The 15166-nt window shown below is 64.0% G+C and carries 17 protein-coding genes; 12 read left to right on the forward strand and 5 right to left on the reverse strand.

Features of this window, described 5'->3' with window-relative positions; all coding sequences use genetic code 11:
• Positions 1-197: 197 nt before the first annotated feature.
• Positions 198-1490, forward strand: coding sequence for a c-type cytochrome (locus tag ACVWW6_RS23960; protein ID WP_060908000.1), 1293 nt, complete (start codon positions 198-200; stop codon positions 1488-1490).
• 269 nt (positions 1491-1759) lie between these two features.
• Here the strand turns inward: ACVWW6_RS23960 and ACVWW6_RS23965 are convergent, their stop codons facing one another.
• Positions 1760-3730: a 4Fe-4S binding protein gene (locus ACVWW6_RS23965; RefSeq protein ID WP_456681473.1), complete on the reverse strand. Its 1971-nt coding sequence runs from the start codon at positions 3728-3730 to the stop codon at positions 1760-1762.
• Between the two features lie 151 nt (positions 3731-3881).
• Between ACVWW6_RS23965 and ACVWW6_RS23970 the strand changes: the two genes are divergently transcribed.
• From ACVWW6_RS23970 to ACVWW6_RS24015, 10 genes are all read left to right on the forward strand, one after another.
• A complete protein-coding gene (locus tag ACVWW6_RS23970; RefSeq protein ID WP_370204481.1) occupies positions 3882-4637 on the forward strand; it encodes a biotin/lipoate--protein ligase family protein in 756 nt (251 codons plus the stop codon).
• A gap of 2 nt (positions 4638-4639) precedes the next feature.
• Positions 4640-5179 (forward strand): DUF6505 family protein, encoded by a 540-nt coding sequence (locus ACVWW6_RS23975; RefSeq protein WP_028176011.1) that lies wholly within the window; start codon positions 4640-4642, stop codon positions 5177-5179.
• Complete coding sequence (locus tag ACVWW6_RS23980) at positions 5176-6183, forward strand: DUF6352 family protein (protein ID WP_370204480.1); 1008 nt, start codon at positions 5176-5178, stop codon at positions 6181-6183. Before ACVWW6_RS23975 ends, ACVWW6_RS23980 begins: the two co-directional genes overlap by 4 nt.
• The gene (locus ACVWW6_RS23985; protein WP_370204479.1) at positions 6180-6698 is read left to right on the forward strand and encodes a DUF3305 domain-containing protein; all 519 of its coding nucleotides are present in this window, start codon (positions 6180-6182) and stop codon (positions 6696-6698) included. Before ACVWW6_RS23980 ends, ACVWW6_RS23985 begins: the two co-directional genes overlap by 4 nt.
• Positions 6695-7321, forward strand: coding sequence for a DUF3306 domain-containing protein (locus ACVWW6_RS23990; protein ID WP_370204478.1), 627 nt, complete (start codon positions 6695-6697; stop codon positions 7319-7321). The genes ACVWW6_RS23985 and ACVWW6_RS23990 overlap by 4 nt, the downstream gene beginning before the upstream one ends.
• A gap of 132 nt (positions 7322-7453) precedes the next feature.
• Complete coding sequence (locus ACVWW6_RS23995; RefSeq protein WP_182871986.1) at positions 7454-8233, forward strand: molecular chaperone TorD family protein; 780 nt, start codon at positions 7454-7456, stop codon at positions 8231-8233.
• Positions 8234-8262: 29 nt separating this feature from the next.
• Positions 8263-8481, forward strand: a complete 219-nt coding sequence (locus tag ACVWW6_RS24000; RefSeq protein WP_011088227.1) for a twin-arginine translocation signal domain-containing protein — start codon at positions 8263-8265, stop codon at positions 8479-8481.
• Between the two features lie 2 nt (positions 8482-8483).
• Positions 8484-11426 carry a formate dehydrogenase subunit alpha gene (locus tag ACVWW6_RS24005; protein WP_038967510.1) on the forward strand — a complete coding sequence of 981 codons (2943 nt, stop codon included), beginning with the start codon at positions 8484-8486 and terminating at the stop codon, positions 11424-11426.
• A 12-nt stretch (positions 11427-11438) separates the two neighbouring features.
• On the forward strand, positions 11439-12035 hold the full coding sequence (gene fdh3B / locus ACVWW6_RS24010; protein ID WP_011088224.1) for a formate dehydrogenase FDH3 subunit beta: 597 nt from the start codon (positions 11439-11441) through the stop codon (positions 12033-12035).
• Between the two features lie 43 nt (positions 12036-12078).
• Positions 12079-13092: a formate dehydrogenase subunit gamma gene (locus ACVWW6_RS24015; RefSeq protein WP_011088223.1), complete on the forward strand. Its 1014-nt coding sequence runs from the start codon at positions 12079-12081 to the stop codon at positions 13090-13092.
• A gap of 17 nt (positions 13093-13109) precedes the next feature.
• Here the strand turns inward: ACVWW6_RS24015 and ACVWW6_RS24020 are convergent, their stop codons facing one another.
• Complete coding sequence (locus tag ACVWW6_RS24020; RefSeq protein WP_256380430.1) at positions 13110-13232, reverse strand: hypothetical protein; 123 nt, start codon at positions 13230-13232, stop codon at positions 13110-13112.
• Between the two features lie 114 nt (positions 13233-13346).
• Positions 13347-13661, reverse strand: coding sequence for a hypothetical protein (locus ACVWW6_RS24025; protein WP_011088222.1), 315 nt, complete (start codon positions 13659-13661; stop codon positions 13347-13349).
• Between the two features lie 238 nt (positions 13662-13899).
• On the opposite strand from ACVWW6_RS24025, the gene ACVWW6_RS24030 reads away from it, so the two are divergent.
• Positions 13900-14154, forward strand: coding sequence for a hypothetical protein (locus tag ACVWW6_RS24030; protein ID WP_028176017.1), 255 nt, complete (start codon positions 13900-13902; stop codon positions 14152-14154).
• Between the two features lie 52 nt (positions 14155-14206).
• Here ACVWW6_RS24030 and ACVWW6_RS24035 read toward each other — a convergent pair whose 3' ends face one another.
• A complete protein-coding gene (locus ACVWW6_RS24035) occupies positions 14207-14587 on the reverse strand; it encodes a lysophospholipid acyltransferase family protein (RefSeq protein ID WP_244651782.1) in 381 nt (126 codons plus the stop codon).
• Positions 14588-14709: 122 nt separating this feature from the next.
• On the reverse strand, positions 14710-15099 hold the full coding sequence (locus ACVWW6_RS24040) for a hypothetical protein (protein WP_244651780.1): 390 nt from the start codon (positions 15097-15099) through the stop codon (positions 14710-14712).
• Positions 15100-15166 lie beyond the last annotated feature (67 nt).

The raw sequence follows: 15166 nt of genomic DNA on the forward strand, positions 1-15166 counted from the left end.
CCCCCGTTGAGCTGGATCAAATGGGTGCGCTTTTGCCCAGAGGCCAGGCCAGTCGGCCACGGACACGCCACGGAAGATCTCCACAGAACGATCGCCGGCAAGAAGCGCGGGACGTCACGGGACGGCATTTGGCCATGGTGCAAAGGCCGGGCAAAATGGCACGGTGGGTGCTGTGCTGTGAGTGTCTCCGACGGCCAATGGATTTGACCTTGCGTCTCGCCACCGCCCTTCTGACGGCATCGCTGCTTCTTCCACTGCGGCCCGCGCAGGCGCAATTGGCGGGGCACGGCGGGCCTGTCCGCGCAATCGCCGTTTCGAGCGATGGCAAGACGGTTTTGTCGGGGAGCTTCGACACGGCAGCGATCCGATGGTCCCTGGCAACCGAGTCGGCCGAGCAGGTCCTTCGCTTCCATTCGGGGGCGGTGAACGCGGCTGCCTTCCTCGGAGACGGACGAATGGCAACGGCTGGTGCGGACGGCCAGATTGCCATCTGGACGGCGGGCGGGCTGCAGCCAGACCAGGTTCTCGAAGGTCATACGGGACCCATTGTGGGACTCGCCGTTTCGCCCGATACATCGAAGCTCGCGTCGGCCTCGTGGGACCACACCGTGCGGATTTCATCCCTGTCCGACGGTGGCACGCGCGTGCTGCAAGGTCACTCGCAAAGCGTGAACGGTGTGGCCTTTGCCCCCGATGGAAAATCGCTGGTGAGCGTTGGCTACGATCTGACGGTGCGGATCTGGCCCTTGGCAGGCGGCAGCCCCGAGATCGTTGTGATGCCGGCGCCGCTGAATGCCGTCGCCATCTCGCCTGATGGCGAAATCGTCACCGGCGCGGCAGACGGGAAGCTGCGCATGATGACCGCCGATGGCAAGGAGAACGGCGAGGTCATGGCTGGCGCCAGGCCGATCGTGGCCCTGGCGATCTCGCAAGACGGGGCTTTGATCGCCACGGGGGCAATTGACGGCACCGTTGCGATCGTCGATCGCAAGGCGCGCAGCGTGATGCGCACGCTCGCCGGGCTCGGCGCGCCGGTCTGGTCGGTCGCGTTCCTGCCCGATGGCGCGACGCTCCTGACGGGCGGTGCTGACGGCAAGATCAGGCGCTGGAACGCACTGACCGGCGCGGCGATCGGGTCGAACGTGCTGGGCACGCCGGCGGATCCGCTCGCTGCCTATGTCGGCGATCACGGCGCCGAAATGTTCAGGGCCTGCGTTGCCTGCCATACATTGTCGGAGAATGAGGTACAGCGTGCCGGGCCGACGCTTGCGGGGCTCTTCGGCCGGAAGATTGCCTCGCTGCCGGGCTATCGGTTCACCGACGCGCTCAAGGCGATGGATATCGTCTGGACGCCGGAGACCGTGTCAAAACTGTTCGAGATCGGGCCGAACGCCTACACGCCCGGCACCAAGATGCCGGAGCAGCGGATCGGCTCGGCCGAGGATCGCCGCGCGCTCACGGACTTTCTGGCGCGTGCGACGTCGAAGTAGCCCGCAGCAACGCCTTGCGCGTCTTCAAGCGAAGGCGGCAAGGTCTTGATGTCAACGCCCTAATAGCCCGGCCATCGCTCCACGGGAATATTCGTCAGCTCCGGGTTCTCCTCGAGCATGCGAGCCACGTTGACGCTGGGCAGGCGACGATCGCCTGCTTGAGCGCGACCTTTTCCGCCTTGGCGAGGGCGGCGGCCTCGACGGCTGTGCCAGCGAGCACCGTGATGACGAGGCATGTCCAAAAAATCATCATGAAACGAGGCATACGGCTAGTCCTTGTTCTCGCGTTGACGCAGATAGTCGTCCGTCGTCCGCGGTGGCGCGCGTTCCGGAACGTCCTGGATCGGATCGAACTGCTGTTCGCTCATGACAATGACGCGGCAATCGGCGCACATCCGCAAGGCCTCGGTCCGGCGGTCCCCGGTGGGATACATCCAATGGTGCCCCTCGAGCTTCGTCGCGATCCGATCGATCGTGCTCTTCACGCCGAAGGGTGTGCCGCAGCGGACACACAGGGCCGGTTCTTCTTCCTTGATCACTTGCGCCTGCGCACGCCTTGCCCGGAAGTCGATCTGCGGGGTGAGCGTGATGACCTTCTCAGGACAGGTGCTCTGGCACAGACCGCACTGCACGCAGGCGTCCTCCACGAATTTGAGGACGGGACGCTCGGGATCGGCACGAAGCGCGCCGGTCGGGCAGGCCGAAACACAGGACAGGCACAGCGTGCAACCGCCGGTGTCAACGGTGATTGCACCGATCGGTGCGCCCTCGGGCAAGGCGATCACGTCGACCGGCTTGGGCGCGAGGCGATGCAACTCACTCAGGCCAAAGCGAAGCAGATCGCCGCGCTTGCCGACCGTCCGGAAAGTCGCAGGATTTTCGAGGCCGGCGAGGGGACCAATCCCCGTCAGATGATCAGCCAGCGTGTCGGGATCGTCGGTTTCGATCGTGGCCACGCGTCGGCCCTCAAATCCGAGCCCGGCGAGAATGGTCTCGGCCATGACGATCGTCTGCAGCAATCCGGTCACGCCGTGTCGCGGCTTGGCGCGCAGGAGAAACCGCACGGCCGCCGCGCCATACGCGAATGCGCCGATAACGGCCTCCAGGCCGACCTGCGTCAACTCGTTGACGGCGAGGGGCAGCACGTTGGCTGGCAATCCGTCGCCATGACGGGCGAGCGCATCGATCAGCGGCGTGCCGTGCGCGCCGTCATGCAGCAGCAGCACCGGATGCGTGCCGCCAGCTTCGCGATAGGCGAGCAACATGGCGCGAAGCATCTGCAACTGGGTGTCGGCCGGCGGCAGCGCGTAGGATGCAGCGCCCGTGGGGCAGGCGGCCGCGCATTGCCCACAACCTGCGCAGACGTCTGCGTTGACAGCGACATGGTCGCCGTCCGGCGTAATCGCGCCGGTCGGGCATAAGTCAAGGCAGCGATGGCATCCGGTCAGCTTCGAGCGCGAATGCGCGCAGAGGCTGGGCGTGAAGTCGACATATCTCGGCTTGTCGAAACTGCCGACGAGGTCGCGGGCGGCCAGCACAGCGCGCAGCACCGCCGCCGGATCTCTCGGATCGGCGCGGAGATAGCCGTCCCGCAGGTCGTGCGCCGGAAACAGCGGTGGCTCGCCGGAGAGGTCGAGCACCAGATCGCAGCGCGAGGTCGCCCCGTTGCGCGGGGCCTCGAACACGAAGCGGTCGCGCGAAGAGGGGCGCGGTTGCGCGTAGTCGTCGATCGTGAGCTCGAATGCGCCAAAATGTCCCCGCGCGTTGCGGATCTTGCCTTTTACGATCGGAAACACTGCCGCGGCAGGCGGCGTAACGTCTGCCGGCTGCATGAGCATGACCGTGACGTCGAGATGGTCTGCGAGCAGGCGCCCGGCTTCGATCGCGGCCTCGTCGCGCCCATAGATCAGGATGATGCCGTCACTCGACAATGTGACCAGCGGAAAGTCCGGTGCGGGAATTGCGGCCGCCGCAAGCAGCGCCGCCATCTTCGCGCCCGCATTCTCACCGTCGCGCGACCAGCCCGCCGTCTCGCGGATGTTGACGAAGGTGATCCCGTCAGGGCGTTCGCCCATCTCATGGGTGAATTGCGCAGCCTGCTGCGTGCAGGCGACCGTCAGCGGGCCATCCGCCTTTGCCGCGTTGCGGAAATGATCGAGCTCCGCGCCGCAGAGATGGCGAAAGCTTCTGATCTCGCAATTGGGGCATCCACGCCGGATCGCGGCCGTGTCGAGGCGCATCGTGTCTTCACACGAGCAGATCAGGACGGTCTTCGCTGGCTGCTCCAGGTGAATCCCTCCGTCAGTGCGGCGCCGACTTACGGACTCGCGCCGTTCCTGCACCTCGTATAGATTTTCACTATTGGGAAGAAAAGGAAAGTGGAGGACGGCCTTGCGGTCGACCCCGATCAACTACGTTTCCCTGGTAGAACCGATCCAGCTGCCGCCGCCCTTCACGCTCGTCCGGCTGCGGGAGAGCGGAGACGCCTTTGCCCACGCTTGCGGCATTGCACCCAAGTGCGGCGCCGGCACGCTGGTGTGCGTCGGGCGGTTCGATCTCGCCGAATTCGCCGTGGTGCTCGAGCCAGGCGAACCTTTGAGCACCGCGCGGCGCGCCTTCTACGCCGGCATGGTCGCGCTCACCGACGCTCTTCGCGCCTATGCCCCGCCCAACAAGACGGTTGCGATCGGCTGGCCCGGCTCCGTCGAGATCGACGGCGGGCTGGTCGGCGGGGGGCGGATGGGGTGGCCATCGTCCGCGCGCGAGAATGAGCCGCCCGCCTGGCTGGTGTTCGGCGCCATGATCCGGACGGTGGCAATGGCCGATCAGGGGCCCGGCGTTCATCCGCTCGCGTCCGCGCTGGATGAGGAGGGGTTCGGCGAAGCGGGCGCCGTGCAGGTGACCGAGAGTTTTGCCCGGCACCTGATGCGGGCGATCGATCGTTGGCAGGTCGATGGCTTTGACAGCGTCGCACGCGATTATCTCAGCCGGGTTCCCCGTGAGCGGCGAACCGTCCTCAGCATCGACGAGAGCGGCGATCTCCTCACGCGCCAGGTCGGTACCGGCAAGGTTGAGCGGAGCGAGCTCGTCAAGGCGCTCGCCAGGCCATCCTGGCTCGATTCGAAGCTCGGAGGGCCAAGGACGTGACTGTGAAACTGCTGCGCGCCATCGCGCTCGATCCCTCCGACACCTTCGTGTTCGACGCGGCGGCAGAGCCCGGCGAATGGGCCGTCTCCGGCGCGTTCCGCTTCTGCGACCAGGATCCGGCGACGTTGAGCGGCAAGGCGCGCGCGGCGTTCCGCAGCGGCTTCCTCGGGGTGCAATCCTGGGGCTGGTCGACGCTGGTGCAGATCGTGCCGGCAACGGAGAGCGATTGCCGGGCGCTGATCGAGCTCCTCGCCGGACAACTCATCGATCGTTTCGGCGCGCCGGATCCGGCAACCGCGCGGACGGCCGCCGAAGAGGAGGTCGCCTTCGTGCGGTCGCTCTGCACGCATCCGATCAGTTCGCTCATTGCCGTCCACCGCTCGGTGAGCGACGGCGAAGTCCGCGAGTCGTTCCGCAGGCTGCAGCTGCGGCAAGGGCAGGGGCACGGCAAGGCGTTCTCGTTCATGGAAGCCGAGGATGATGTCGAACCCGACAGCAATGTCAGGCTTGCCGATATGAGCCAGGAGCCGCAGCATCGATGAATGATTTCTGGATCGCATGCGGCCACCATCTGCTCGATCGCGAGGCGGGCGGCGGGCTTTGCGTCACCGACGAGTTCCTGAAGGTCTATTTCGTCAGGCCCGAGCTGATTCCACCGGACGAAGCATGCCCGGTCGAGCGGCGGCTGCACCGCGAGCTGCTGGCCGCTCCCCGCCGGGCGGTCAGTGCGGACGAGATCGCAGCGATTGTCGATGCGGATGCCCGGGAGAACTGGCAGTTCGTGCTTGCCGTTCGCGATCTCCTGGTGCGGCACCCGACCCTGGAGGCCGCCTATCTTGCGACCGTCCGGTCGGGGGGAAACGGATTGCCGCCGCTGTTCGTCAATCAACTCGTGCATGTCATCCTGCGCAATGCGCTGGATGGCTGCGATGACCCTTTCGTGCTGCGCGCCGCCGAGCTGTTCTTCCGCCCACAGCGCATCCTGCCGCATGAACGGGCCTTGCTGCTCGGCGATGAGGAGGTCGTCGGTGGGCAGAGCCCGACCCCGGTGCTCTCGCTGATGTCGATGCTCGGGGCCGTGACCGATGCCGAGCTGGACGTCTTGAACGAGGATAACGCCGACGACTATTGGCACCGAAGCGACCATTTCGACATGGCTTTCGATCTCACCGCGGGCGGGCGCGGGCCGAGGGCGCTGGCGCAGGCGATGGCGCGCTGGATCTCCCATCTGCTCGGGATCGACGTCTGCATTGAGCCGCTGCGCGAACTGCGTGATGCGCGGCTCACCTGGTATGTCGGGCTCGACGCCGATGCGACCAGGCTCGGCGACCGCCTCTGGCATGGCGAGCAACTCGACGACCGCAGCGCCGGCCGCGTGCTTTCATTGTTCCGCCTGACGTTTGCAGATACGAGTGCGGTCGCAGACGAGATGCAGGGAGAGCCCGTCTATCTCATCCTGTCGATGAACTCCGATCAAAAGCTCCGGATGAAACCGCAGAATTTGCTGACGGGGCTGCCGATCAAGCACCTGGAGAGGGTAACGTGAGCCCGGCTGCGCTGCCGCTTGTGCGCATCCCCGTCGGTATCGTGGTCGGACGGTACAAGGCGGACTCGCCGTGGACCGACTTTATCTGGCGCGCCGTCGCCGTGCTGCCGGACGAGCCGGACACAAAGTCCTGGACGGTGCTCCGTGAGGAGGGCGGTGGGACGACGCTGTTCTATGCCGGCAGCACTATGGTCGATCTCTACAGTTCCGAGACGGCGCGCTATCGCGACAATCTTGCTACGGGTCGTCCGAGCATCTGGACAGTGTTGTCGCCTGCGGAAGGCACCTGGCCCTATTCGGTGGCTGCCGCCACCGCCGATCCTGCGGAAGGCGAGGCGTTCACCGGGGCCGCTGCGAATCTGGTCGAGGCCGTGCCCATGCCGGACGTGCTGCGTGAGCAGATTGAAAGCTTCGTTGCCGAGCACCACGTCGAACGGGAGTTCTTCAAACGGAAGCGGCGGCAGGCCGATCCGGAGGCACTGGCGCGCCGGCAGCATGAAGGCGGACACGAATGAGTGAGGATAGGTTCCTGACGCGCTGGTCCCGTCGCAAGCAGCACGCAAAGGCGAACCCGACGCAATCGGATCCGGCAAAGCGCGACGACATGCCGTCGGCACTGCCGCCCACCGCGAAGGATGACGAAGCGGAGTTCGCCCCCTCGAGCCTGCCTTCGATCGACCTGATCACGTCGGCGACCGACATCAAGGCGTTCTTGCGCAAAGGGATTCCGCAGGAGCTGACGCGTGCGGCGCTTCGTCGCGCCTGGAGCGCTGATCCCGCCATTCGCGACTTCGTGGGGCTTGCCGAAAGCGCGTGGGACTTCAACGATCCGACCGCGATGCCGGGCTTTGGTCCGCTGGATTGTTCGGAAGCAGAACTGGCCGCGTTCGTGGACAGAATCGTCGGCGGCGTCAGCAAGTCAGTCGAGACGCTGTCCGAGACTCCGGTTGAAGTCACGGATTCTTCGCGGGAATTGCGCCAGGCCGAGAGATCGAATGTCGAGGTCGTCGCCGAAGAAGCTGCGCCCACCAAGCCCGCACCTGTTCCTGCTGCAGCGCAACTAACGGTCCCTGAAAGCACTGAAAGCGAACACCTGTCGCTTCCCCGTCGCCCGCATGGCGGCGCGCTGCCCCGCTAGGGCTCCCCGACGAAAGGCCATAGCCTCAGACTATGTGATGCGATTGACCCTCCGCTGGGCCGGGATTACGCTTCGTCTAGCGCTTTGTAGCAAAAGCAAAATCAGCACCCGGGACTTGGATGGGAGGTCCACGTGCGTGATGATGGCCTTGAGCGAGCCATTGACGCCGCCGGCGGCGTTGCTGGGCTTGCGCGCAAAATCGGCATTAGCCAACCCTCCGTTTCGAACTGGAACCAGGTGCCCGCGCAACGGGTGATTGCGGTCGAAGCGGCGACCGGCGTATCGCGCAAAGACTTGCGGCCTGATCTGTACGGCGAGCCGTTTGTGTCCAATGAGCTGATTGAACCCGTCGATGCGGCGCGTGCGCAGGAATATCTGCTGCTCGCGACGCTCTTGTCCGCAGCACCGTCAAGAAGGCTGCTCGATCAACTGGCCGCATTGACCGGTGATGCGACGCCACTCGGGCGCGCGCATGCTGGGCTGGCCGCGGCCGCCGCCAATGCAGTCGCAACGCAGGTCGAACGCGAATATTTCGATCTGTTCGTCGGTCTCGGCCGCGGCGAGCTCTTGCCCTATGCCTCCTACTATCTGACCGGATTCCTCAACGAGCGGCCGCTGTCGCGCCTGCGCGCCGATCTCGCCGCGTCCGGGATCGAGCGCGCCGCGAATAATTCGGAGCCGGAAGATCACGCCGCCATCCTGTGCGAGATCATGGCGGGTTTCGCGGGAGGCCGCTTCCCTGCGTCGTTCGAGGCGCAGCGCGCATTCTTTGTCAAACACGTCGAGCCCTGGATAGGGCGGCTGTTCGCCGACATCGAGGGCGCGGAGAGCGCCGTCTTCTATCGTGCGGTCGGCGCGCTCGGTCGCGCCTTTATCGAGATCGAGGCGGAGGCATTCACGTTCGCCAACTGACCTGCACCGGCGGGTCCAGGAGAGATGCGATGAGTGAAGACAGGAAAGCCACAGTCGGGCGTCGCGATTTCCTGCGCAAGGTCGGCGCCGGCACGTTGGGCGCCGGCGCGACGCTCGCGACACCGCTGGTCGGGTCCGCGCAGGCTGATAGCGAAACCAACGATGAGAAGCGCAAGGCGCGCTACAAGGAAACTGATCACGTCAAGGCTTTCTATCGCGTCAATCGTTATCCGGCCAAGGGAGGTTGACCGTGCTGATCAAGCGAGCAAACCAGCGTTCCCTGCGCCATGGTTCCGTTGCCGAGTCCCTTGCAGGGCAGGGCGGCGGTCTCGACCGCCGCAGCTTCTTGCGCAAATCCGGTCTCGCCGGTGGCGCGCTCGCCGTGCTCGGCACGCTGCCGGTCGGCGGCGTGCGCAAGGCGGAGGCGGCGATGGCCGGTCCGCTCACCGCGGGTGCGAGCGTCCGCAAGAGCGTCTGCACGCATTGCTCGGTTGGGTGCACGGTGACTGCCGAGGTCCTGAACGGGGTATGGATCGGCCAGGAACCGAGTTGGGATTCTCCGATCAATCGCGGCTCGCATTGTGCCAAGGGCGCATCCGTGCGCGAGCTCGTGCACAGCGAGCGACGGTTGCGCTATCCGATGAAGCTCGTCGGAGGGCAGTGGACCCGCGTGTCCTGGGATACCGCAATCAACGAGATCGGCGACAAGCTTCAAACCGTACGTGAGAAGTCAGGCCCCGATTCCGTCTATTGGCTTGGCTCGGCCAAGATGACCAATGAAGGCGCCTACCTGTTCCGCAAGCTTGGCGCATTCTGGGGAACCAACAATACCGATCATCAGGCCCGCATCTGCCATTCGACCACCGTCACCGGCGTCGCCAACACCTGGGGCTACGGCGCGATGACCAACAGCTTCAATGATATCCGCAATGCGAAGACGCAGGTCGTCCTGGGCGGCAATCCGGCAGAGGCGCATCCGGTCTCGCTGCAGCACCTGCTCGAGGGCAAGGAACTGCAAAAGGCCAACTTCGTCGTCATCGACCCGCGCCTGACGCGCACCGCCGCGCACGCGACGGAATATGTGCGGATGCGGCCGGGCACCGACATCCCCGTGCTTTACGGCATGATGTGGCACATCCTCCAGAACGGCTGGGAGGACAAGGAGTTCATCCGGCAGCGGGTCTACGGGTTCGACGACCTCCGCAAGGAGGTGGAAAAGTGGAATCCGGAAGAAGTCGAGCGCGTCACCGGCATTCCCGGCGAGCAGCTCAAGCGCGTCGCCAAGATGTTTGCCACCGAAAAGCCGGCCACGCTGATCTGGGCCATGGGCCAGACCCAGAAGACCGTCGGCACCGCCAACGTGCGTGCCAGTTGCATCCTGCTGCTGATGACCGGCAATGTCGGCGGCGCGGGCATGGGAGCCAACATCTTCCGTGGCCACGACAACGTCCAGGGCGCGACCGACGTCGGGCTCGATATCGTCACGCTGCCGTTCTACTACGGCCTCGCCGAGGGCGCCTGGAAGCACTGGTCGCGGGTTTGGGAGGTCGACTACGACTTCCTGAAGTCGCGGTTCGATTCCAAGCAGATCATGGAAACCCCCGGCATCCCGCTGACCCGCTGGTTCGAGGCGGTGACGCTGCCGAAAGATCAGGTCGCGCAGAAGGACAATGTGAAGGCGGTGTTCGTGCAGGGACACGCCTCCAACAGCATCACCCGTATTCCTGAATCCCTCAATGGCCTGAAGGCGCTGGAGCTGCTCGTCATCGCCGATCCGCATCCGACGACCTGGGCCTCGCTCGCAGTCGAGGCGGGACGCAAGGATGGTGTCTACATTCTCCCGGTCGCCACCCAATTTGAGTGCAAGGGCTCTCGCGTCGCCTCCAACCGCTCGCTGCAATGGGGCGAGCAGATTGTGAAGCCGGTGTTCGAGTCGAAGGATGATCTCGAAATCATCTACCTGCTGGCCAAGAAGTTCGGCTTCGCGGACCAGATGTTCAAGAAAATCAAGGTCGAGAACAATCTTCCTGAAGCAGAGGATGTACTTCGCGAGATGAACCGCGGCAGCTGGTCGACCGGCTATTGCGGGCAATCGCCCGAGCGCCTCAAGGCGCACATGAAGAACCAGGCGAAGTTCGACATGCTGACGATGCGGGCGCCGAAGGACGATCCCGAGGTCGGCGGCGACTATTACGGCCTGCCCTGGCCATGCTGGGGATCACCGGAGGTCAAGCATCCCGGAACGCCGCTGCTCTACAATACCAATCTGCACGTGATGGATGGCGGCGGCACGTTCCGGCCGCGGTTCGGCATCGAGCGCGAGGAGAAGCTGCCGGACGGCACGACGCGTAAGGTGAGCCTGCTCGCGGACGGCTCGTACTCGCTGGGGTCGGGCATCCAGGACGGCTATCCGGAATTCACGCTCGCGAGCCTGAAGAAGCTCGGCTGGGACACCGAGCTCACCGAAGCGGAAATGGCCGTGATCAACAAGGTCAACCCCGCCACTCCGGACGCAGTGTCGTGGTCGCTCGACCTGTCGGGCGGCATCCAGCGCGTCGCGCTGGCGCATGGCTGCGTTCCCTATGGCAACGGCAAGGCGCGCATGAATGCCTTCGGCTTGCCCGATCCCATCCCGGTTCACCGCGAGCCGATCTACACGCCGCGCGTCGATCTCGTCGCCAAATACCCGACGCTGCCCGACGCCAAGCAGTTCCGGATGCCCAATATCGGCTTCTCCGTGCAGAAGGCTGCGGTGGAGAAGGGAATTGCAAAACAATTCCCGCTCATCCTGTCGTCCGGCCGCCTGGTCGAATATGAGGGCGGCGGCGAGGAGACCCGGACCAACCCGTGGCTCGCCGAATTGCAGCAGGACATGTTCATCGAGATCAATCCCGCCGACGCCGCCGAGCGCGGCGTCAAGGACGGCGGCTGGGTCTGGGTCACGGGTGCCGAGAACAATTCCCGGGCGAGGATGAAGGCGCTCGTCACGGAGCGCGTCGGCAAGGGCGTTGCCTGGATGCCGTTCCACTTCGGTGGCTGGCTGGCGGGCAAGGACCTTCGCGGCAACTACCCGAAGGGCACCGACCCGATCGTGCTCGGCGAAAGCGCCAACACGATCACCACCTACGGATACGATCCCGCGACGAACATGCAGGAAACTAAGGTCACTCTCTGCCAGATCGCGGCGGCATAAGGAGCAACGACGATGGCACGTATGAAGTTTCTCTGCGACGCCGACCGTTGCATCGAGTGCAACGCCTGCGTCACGGCCTGCAAGAACGAGCACGAGGTCCCCTGGGGCATCAACCGCCGCAGGGTCGTCACCATCGCCGATGGCAAGCCGGGCGAACGATCGGTCTCGATGGCTTGCATGCACTGCACGGATGCGCCGTGCGCGGCAGTGTGCCCGGTGAACTGTTTCTATACCACCGCCGATGGCGTGGTCCTGCACTCCAAGGATCTCTGCATCGGCTGCGGCTACTGCTTCTACGCCTGTCCGTTTGGCGCGCCGCAATATCCGAAGGTCGGCAATTTCGGCTCGCGCGGAAAAATGGACAAATGTACCTATTGCGCCGGCGGACCCGAGGCCGATGGCAGCAAGGAGGAATACGAGAAATACGGTGCGAACCGCCTGGCCGAGGGCAAGCTGCCGCTGTGTGCCGAGATGTGCTCGACCAAGTCGCTGCTCGCCGGCGACGGCGAGATCATCGCCCAGATCTATAAGGAGCGCGTGCTGAAGCGCGGCTACGGCTCAGGAGCGTGGGGCTGGAAGACCGCCTATCGCGAGACGATCGAGTCCTGAAGCAGGCCGCGGGCGACGCGGCACAGATGCCGAGGAGAAGTCCATGTCCTCATTTGCAAGGTTCATTCGACCAACCATCGGCGCGTGGGCGTTGCTTCTGTTGATCATGGCAGCTCCGGCACCGTCGCTGGCCCAGCAGATCAATCCGACGGCGAGCTCGGTCAATGAGCGCCAGTTGCTCCAGGAGATGGATCGGATCCAGGGACGCGTCAGCATCCCCGACCAGCGCTCCAGCGTGCTGATACAACCTGCTGGCCGCGAGTGGCGTGAATTCCGCAACGTTGTGCTGCGGTGGATCGGCGGCGTTGCTGTGCTCGGCATGCTGGCGGTGCTGGTGATCTTCTATTTGACACGCGGCATGATCCGCCTCGAAAGCGGACGATCCGGCCGCACCATCGTACGGTTCAACACCTTTGAGCGCTTCGTGCACTGGATGACCGCGACCTGCTTCGTTATCCTGGCGATCTCGGGGCTGAACATCACGTTCGGGCGGCCGCTGCTGCTTCCGCTGATCGGATTTGACGCCTTCTCCGATTGGTCGCAATGGGCGAAATTCGCGCACAACTACCTGAGCTTTCCCTTCACGATTGGTGTCGTGCTGATCTTTCTGATGTGGATCGGCGGCAATATCCCCAACAAGGTGGATCTGGAGTGGATCAAGCGCGGCGGCGGCCTGATCGGTCACGATCATCCGCCGGCTCGCCGCTTCAACGCGGGGCAAAAGGGGATCTACTGGATTGTTGTGATCGGCGGTGGTCTCGTCGCCGCGACCGGGTATCAGCTCATGTTCCCATTCTACGTGTCGGGAATCGAGGGCATGCAGATTGCCCAGATCGTTCACTCCGTCGTGGCCGTGCTGTTTATCGCCGCGATGCTCGCTCACATCTACATCGGCACAATCGGGATGGAGGGGGCTTTCGAGGCGATGGGATCAGGTGAGGTGGATGTCAACTGGGCGCGCGAGCATCATAGCCTGTGGCTCGACCAGGAGTTGGCACGGAGCGGACCGAACGATTCTCAGCCGCGGCCTCGCCATGCTGCGTCGGCAGCCGAATAGAGCTGACGGAGCATTGCTTAGAGACGCACGCCTGTCGTCGCAAAGGCCTCTGCGACGGGTTGCTGTATGCTGTCGAGAACGGCAACTCCAGCCGCCGCGATTACGATCGTCGCAACACAGGCAAGGATGAAAGCCTTCATCGCGATCCCTCCTCGCGAGTATTATACAGGACGTCTGGCCGCGAATAAACGCTGTGGTTGGGCAGGTTCGCCTTGTTCACCTGTAGAACCCAAAACGCTCGCGGCGTCTTGATACTAGATGTTGGATTCGAAACCGGTGTTTCGTGTCTCCGCAGCGCGTTCGAGATCCCAGGCCCGCTGCAGGCGCTCGGCGCTTGTCGACTTCAATATGGCGGCCCAGGCGTTGCCGAGTGCCTTGATGCCGTCGTGCAGACTGGCAGCGTTTCCGACCGACCAATCAGGCAAGCCCATGGGAACGCTTATCGACCAGGACCAGCTGTCTCCGGACCGATGTACGTTGCCGATCACATGCCCCTCATAGAGGACGACGTAGTGGTCCTTGACGTCCGGCCACCGAAGCTTGGCATTGAGGGAAATAGATTGTTTCATGAACAATGCTTGTGTGTAAGGCGAGTGGGCAAATCACTTCGAATGCAATGCCCTGAACGCGCTCGCGATCGACGCGTCCGGTCAACAACTTCCAAAAGAGGCCCACGCACCAGGCGAATGGCCTCGTGATATCGTGTCTGGCCGCTTGCCGAGGAGGGGAATGCCGGGACGACCGAAGTTTCCGAGCTTGATCCCGACCCGTCGGTTTGACACTATGCCGACATATTCGGAGAAAGTCATGTACAAGTCATGTTTTGTTGCGATCGCAACCGCCGTCTGCTTGTACGCATCGCCCGTCAGCGCTCAGGGGCCGTACCCCTTCGGTGATGAACCGTATCGGCTGAACTGGTATCCCGATCCCGAGATCGCGGCTGGCTGCTGGAAATGGAATTGGCAGCAATACCAGTGGGACAACTATTGTCCGGTCTACGTCCGTCCCAAGGCTTACATGTACCCGCGAGCGCGGGCGGTGGCCGTTCGCGCGAAGGGCTAACGGGCGGGGCCGGTGCACGGCGCCTTGCGGAGGCGCCGCTCGGTCCTATCGATCAGTAGTTCTCGATCGTGCAGGCGATCTGGCTGTGCTTGCCGAAATTGAGCAAGGCATTGCCGCGGAAGCCGTCGACCCAGACGCCGGGACCGGCATAGCGGTATCCGACTCCCATCGGGACCAGGCGCACATGCACGCCGCCGGAGTGGCTCGTATGCAGCGATGCGGTCACAACCTCACCGGCAATGGACACCGCGATCGGGCACAGGGGGTATTGCCTGCCGTTCTCGCAGGTGAAGACGAGTTCCGAGCAGCTGCCGATCGCGCTCGGTGAGGCCCGCAGGGCCATGTCGGCGGCGGTGGCTGCGCCGGGATTGGCGGCCAAGCCGCCTCCGATGAGAATGGCTGCAGTGAGACTCTTGGCCATCAAATTGCGCATCGTTGCCCCCAATGGATTCTTAAAATCACCGGCTAACAGAGCAAAAATCCCTAACAGCGTCAAACCGCAATGAATGGCAACACGGCCGGCGGCTTGATCAGCATCGTGAAGAGGTCGCGCGCCTAGATCTTCTGCTGCGCTCCGGGGCCGGCAACGTTGATCGTGATCTTCTGAATTTCCGTCCGACCGCCGGCATATTTGACCTCGATGGTCAGAACGTCGTCGCCGATGAAGTCGGGCTGCGACCTGTAGAACGCGACATAGGCGGGCACTTCCAGCGCGAGGCATGACTTGTAGTTGGTGGCTTTCACCTTCGCCGACTTGACCGTCACCTTCCCGGATGCGGGCGCATTGACCAGGCGGATCGTCGGCAGGGGACCTGATGTGCAATCGGGTAGTACGTTGATGAAGACGCCGACCCGCGTGTCCTTATTGGGGGCGGATTTGACCGTTCGCTCGACGGGAGACAATGCGTCCTCGGCCAAGGCTGGTGCGACGAACCCAGACAACATTGCGATGCCTGCGGACAATAATACCCTCATTGGTGCTCTCCCGCTTACCGGGTTTTCCCGGTCAGTT

Source organism: Bradyrhizobium sp. USDA 3311, assembly GCF_054062495.1.